This window comes from Kitasatospora sp. NPDC054768 (assembly GCF_053612025.1).
The window spans coordinates 1-4,168 of the sequence record NZ_JBSHBN010000306.1 but is presented as its reverse complement, the minus strand read 5'-3'; the positions used below and the strand labels follow the sequence as shown (position 1 = coordinate 4,168).

Below are 4,168 nucleotides of genomic sequence, written 5' to 3'. Positions count from 1 at the left end.
GGTCCGGGCCCTGCTGCGTTCTCCCGGGTGACGCCCGTCTCAGATACTAGGAAATCCAAGTATTCGTGCAGACACGGCCGGGGCGCGGCCGTACCGTGGAAGGGCCATACGGTGTGCCGCCCCTGTAGCCAGGGTGTGCGGCCCGTGTGCGCGTGCGCCTTCACGAGCAGGCGATCCCTGCTCCCGCGCTCCCTCCCCCTCTTCGCGCCCGCCCTCCGCGGCGCCGCTTCCAAGGAGCCCGGTATGTCGCCGACCGCCGCCGACCGTCACGCCACGTCCGCCCCCGCCACCGCCCCCGTCCGTGCCCCGCGCCGCCGCCGGGCCGCCGAGCGGAACCCCTTCGCGGCGGCCGCCCTGCAGCGCTCGCTGGACCGCCGGGACAACGGCGGCGTGACCGGCCACCACTGACCGGCCCCGCCCTCGGGTGACCGCCGCCGCTGTCCGGCGGCCGGCCCCGCCGTCGGGCCGGGTGCCGGCCGGCGTTCATCGGCCGAATGGGCCGTACGGGCGCTCGGGATGTCACCCAGTAGAGTGCAACCCCGCTCCGTCCGAGGGAAGTTGCTCGTCCCCATCGGCGCGATCATCCTAATTTGGGGCTCTCGGAGGGGTGATCGACGTTCGCGTGGGCGGGCGTCAGCGACACGGAGTGCGGATCAGTCCCCCTGCCGGGGGAGAGGGCCCAGTGCGTCTGCCACCCGTCCGCCGACCCGCCGCCCGGATCGGCCTCACCCTGGCCCTGCTGGCCGGAAGCGCCGTCCTCGCCGCCACCCCGGCGGCCGGCGGCCCACCGACCGCGGGACCACCAACGGCCGGACCGCCAGGGGCGGGCCGAATGGCCTCCGTCCTGCTCGAACTCACCACCGAGACGACCGGCTCCGCCTGGCGGCGCGCCGCCGACGGGGCCCGGCGGGCCCGGCGCTCCCCGGAGGACGTCCGCCGGGAGGCCGCGCGGGCCGGCGCCGCCCAGCGGTCCCGGACCGGGGACGCGCTCGACCGGCTCGCCGGGGCCGTCCACCGGGCGGCACCCGCCGCGCGCGAGCTCTACCGCACCCGCACCGTGCTCACCGGCCTGGCGGTCAGCGCGCCCGCCGACCGGCTGCCCGCGCTGCGGGCACTGCCGGGCGTCCGGGCCGTCCACCCGATCGTCGCCAAGCGGCGCGACAACGCCCACTCCGTCCCGCTGACCGGCGCCCCGCAGGTCTGGGCCGGCGACCGGACGGCCGGCACCGGGCAGGGCATGCGGATCGGGATCATCGACAGCGGCATCGACTACACCCACGCCGACTTCGGCGGCCCCGGCACCGAGGAGGCCTTCCGCTCGGTCGAGCGCGGCAAGCCCGCGCCGCCCGCGCTCTTCCCCAACGCCAAGGTGGTCGGCGGCAAGGACCTGGTCGGCGACGACTACGACCCCGACCCGGCCTCCCCGCACCACCAGCCGGTGCCGCACCCCGGCGACAACCCGATCGACTGCGTGCGCAACGGGCACGGCACCCATGTGGCCGGTACCGCCGCCGGGTACGGCGTCACCGCCGACGGCCGCCCGTACACCGGTCCGTACGGGCCCGGGCTGGACCCGGCCGGCTTCCGGATCGGCCCCGGCACCGCCCCCGGCGCCCAGCTGTACGCGATCCGGGTGTTCGGCTGCGACGGCTCCACCGACCGGGTCGCCGAGGCGCTCGACCTGGCCGCCGACCCCGACGGGGACGGCGACCTGAGCGACCGGCTGGACGTCGTCAACCTCTCGCTCGGCAGCCACTTCGGCAGCACCGACGACACCGACGCCCTGGCCGTCGACCGGCTCGCCGAACTGGGCACCGTCGTGGTCGCGGCGGCGGGCAACGACGGCGACGTGTACGGCATCGGCGGCAGCCCCGGCACCGCCGCCCGGGCGATCACCGTCGCCGCCTCGGTGCACGGGCACGCCGACGTGGACGGCATCACCGTGCTCGCCCCGGCCGGGCGGGCCGGGATCGTCCCGGCGCACTGGAGCGAGCGCTACCAGGGCTGGTCCACCGGCGACGTCAGCGGCGAACTCGCCCTGCCCGCCGACCAGTCGGACGGCTGCACCGACTTCAGCGAGGCCGACCGGCAGCGGCTGAAGGGCCGGATCGCGCTGCTCGCCTGGCGCACCCGGGAAGCCGACCGGGCCTGCAACTCCGGCCCGCGCGCCGACCACGCCGCCGACGCGGGCGCGATCGGCGCGCTGTACGCCGCCGACTCCGACCACCTGGCCGAGATCTCCGGCAACGACCGGATCCCGGCCGCGCTGCTGGCGCACGCCGACGGCGACCGGCTGCGGCAGGCCGCGGCCGCCGGGCCGGTGCGGATCCGGCTCGCGGCGCCCGGCAACACGCTGCACGGCTCGGTCGCGCAGGACCAGCCGGCCCGGGTCGACACCCTGACCGACTTCACCTCGCGCGGCATCGGCGTGCCGGGCGTGGTCAAGCCCGACCTGGCGGCCCCCGGCGAGAGCATCTGGTCCAGCCTGGTCGGCAGCGGCGCCGGCGGCCAGCGCGAGAGCGGCACCTCGATGGCCACCCCGCACGTGGCCGGACTCGCCGCGCTGGTCCGCGCCGCCCACCCGGACTGGCCGGTCGAGCAGGTCAAGGCCGCGCTGATGAACACCACCGTGGACACCTACCTCGGCGACGACCGCGGCGGGCCGGTCTACGGGCCCGAGCGCACCGGCGCCGGGCGGGTCCGGGTGGACCGGGCGGTCCGCACGCCCGCCGTCGCCTACGCGGTGGGCGAGGGCGCCGTGGAGGGCGTCGTCGGGGTCTCCTTCGGGCCGGTTGAGGTCGGCGGGCCGACGGCGGTGACCCGGGAGATCGAGGTGCGCAACACCTCGGCCGCGCCGCTGACCTACCGCACCTCCTACGCGGCCGCCACCCGACTGCCCGGCGCCTCCTACCGGGTGACGCCGCCCCGGGTGGACGTCCCGGCGGGCGGCACCGCCCGGGTACGGGTGACGCTCGCCGTGCCGGGGGAGCTCGGGCGGGCGCCCGACCCGACCGTCGACACCGTGCAGGGCGGCCGGGCCCGCAGCTACCGGGGCGAGCTCTCCGGCCGGGTGCTGCTCACGCCCGTCGGCGACGACACGCCGCCGCAGCTGCGGATCCCGGTGCTGGCCGCCCCCCGCCCGACCGGCGACCTCACGGCGACGGCCACCGTCCGCACCGCCCGGGACGGCACCCTGATCACCCTCGGCGGCCGCGCCGCGCCCGGCGAACAGCCCGGGCTGGTCAGCGCCCTCGCACTCGGCGGCGAGGGGATCCGCTGGCCGGACTGCCCGCCCGGCGGCGGTGACGCGGCGATCGCGCCGGGCGCGGGCGTCCGGCCGAAGGGCACCGGGGAGGCGCCGGACCCGGCGCAGGAGGTCTGCGTCGAGCACCCCGGCGAACGGTCCGCCGACCTGCGCGCCGCGGGCGCCGCCGCCGACTCCGAACTGCTGTACGTGGGAGCGCAGTTGTGGGCGCCCGCGGCCACCCCGGTGGGGCTGTACGGGGTGCGGGTGGCGCTGGACACCGACGGGGACGGCAGCACCGACGTCGTCCTCAAGGCCGACCGGCTGCGCGGCAGCGACGTCCTGGTCTCCCGGGCCCTGGACGCCCGCACCGGGGCCGAACTGGACGTCCAGCCGCTCAACGCCCACTGGGGCGACACCGACACCGCCCTGCTCGACAGCGACGTCCTGGTGCTGCCCGTCCGGCTGAGCGCCCTGCCCGGCGTCGCGCCCGGGCACAGCACCGTCCGCTACGGCGTGTGGACCGGCTACGCCGGGGCCGGTACGCCGGACGTGGCCGACGCGCTCTGCGCCATCGGACTGAACGGCACCGTCCCGACCGTCCCGCTGGACGTGCTGCGGCCGGCACTCACCGTACGGGCCGGCCTCACCGGCCCGACCGCGGTGGTGGTCCCGGCCGGCCCGGGCGCCGTCCTCGACGTGCACCGGTCGCAGGGCGGCACCTCGCGGCTCCTGCTGCTGCACCACCTCAACCCGGCCGAGCGACGGGCCCAGGTGCTCGACCTGCCCTGACCACGGGGTCGGGAGACCCGATCGCGGGACCGGGAGAGGGGGGGGGCCCCGCCCCCCACACGGGGCGCCCCCCCCCCCCATACCGCGCGCACCCCCCCCCCCCCCCCCCCCCCCCGCCCCCCCACGAGGCGA

2 protein-coding genes are annotated in these 4,168 nt (G+C 78.1%); both read left to right on the top strand.

The window, feature by feature from the left end:
- Positions 1-243 precede the first annotated feature (243 nt).
- Positions 244-408 (top strand): hypothetical protein, encoded by a 165-nt coding sequence (locus ACWGKU_RS40615; protein ID WP_380554397.1) that lies wholly within the window; start codon positions 244-246, stop codon positions 406-408.
- A 274-nt stretch (positions 409-682) separates the two neighbouring features.
- A complete protein-coding gene (locus ACWGKU_RS40610; RefSeq protein WP_452181045.1) occupies positions 683-4,036 on the top strand; it encodes a S8 family serine peptidase in 3,354 nt (1,117 codons plus the stop codon).
- Positions 4,037-4,168: the final 132 nt, after the last annotated feature.

Bases quoted from the DNA above. Each gene is read 5' to 3' on its own strand.
- ACWGKU_RS40615 (WP_380554397.1), top strand. From the start codon at position 244: ATGTCGCCGACCGCCGCCGACCGTCACGCCACGTCCGCCCCCGCCACC.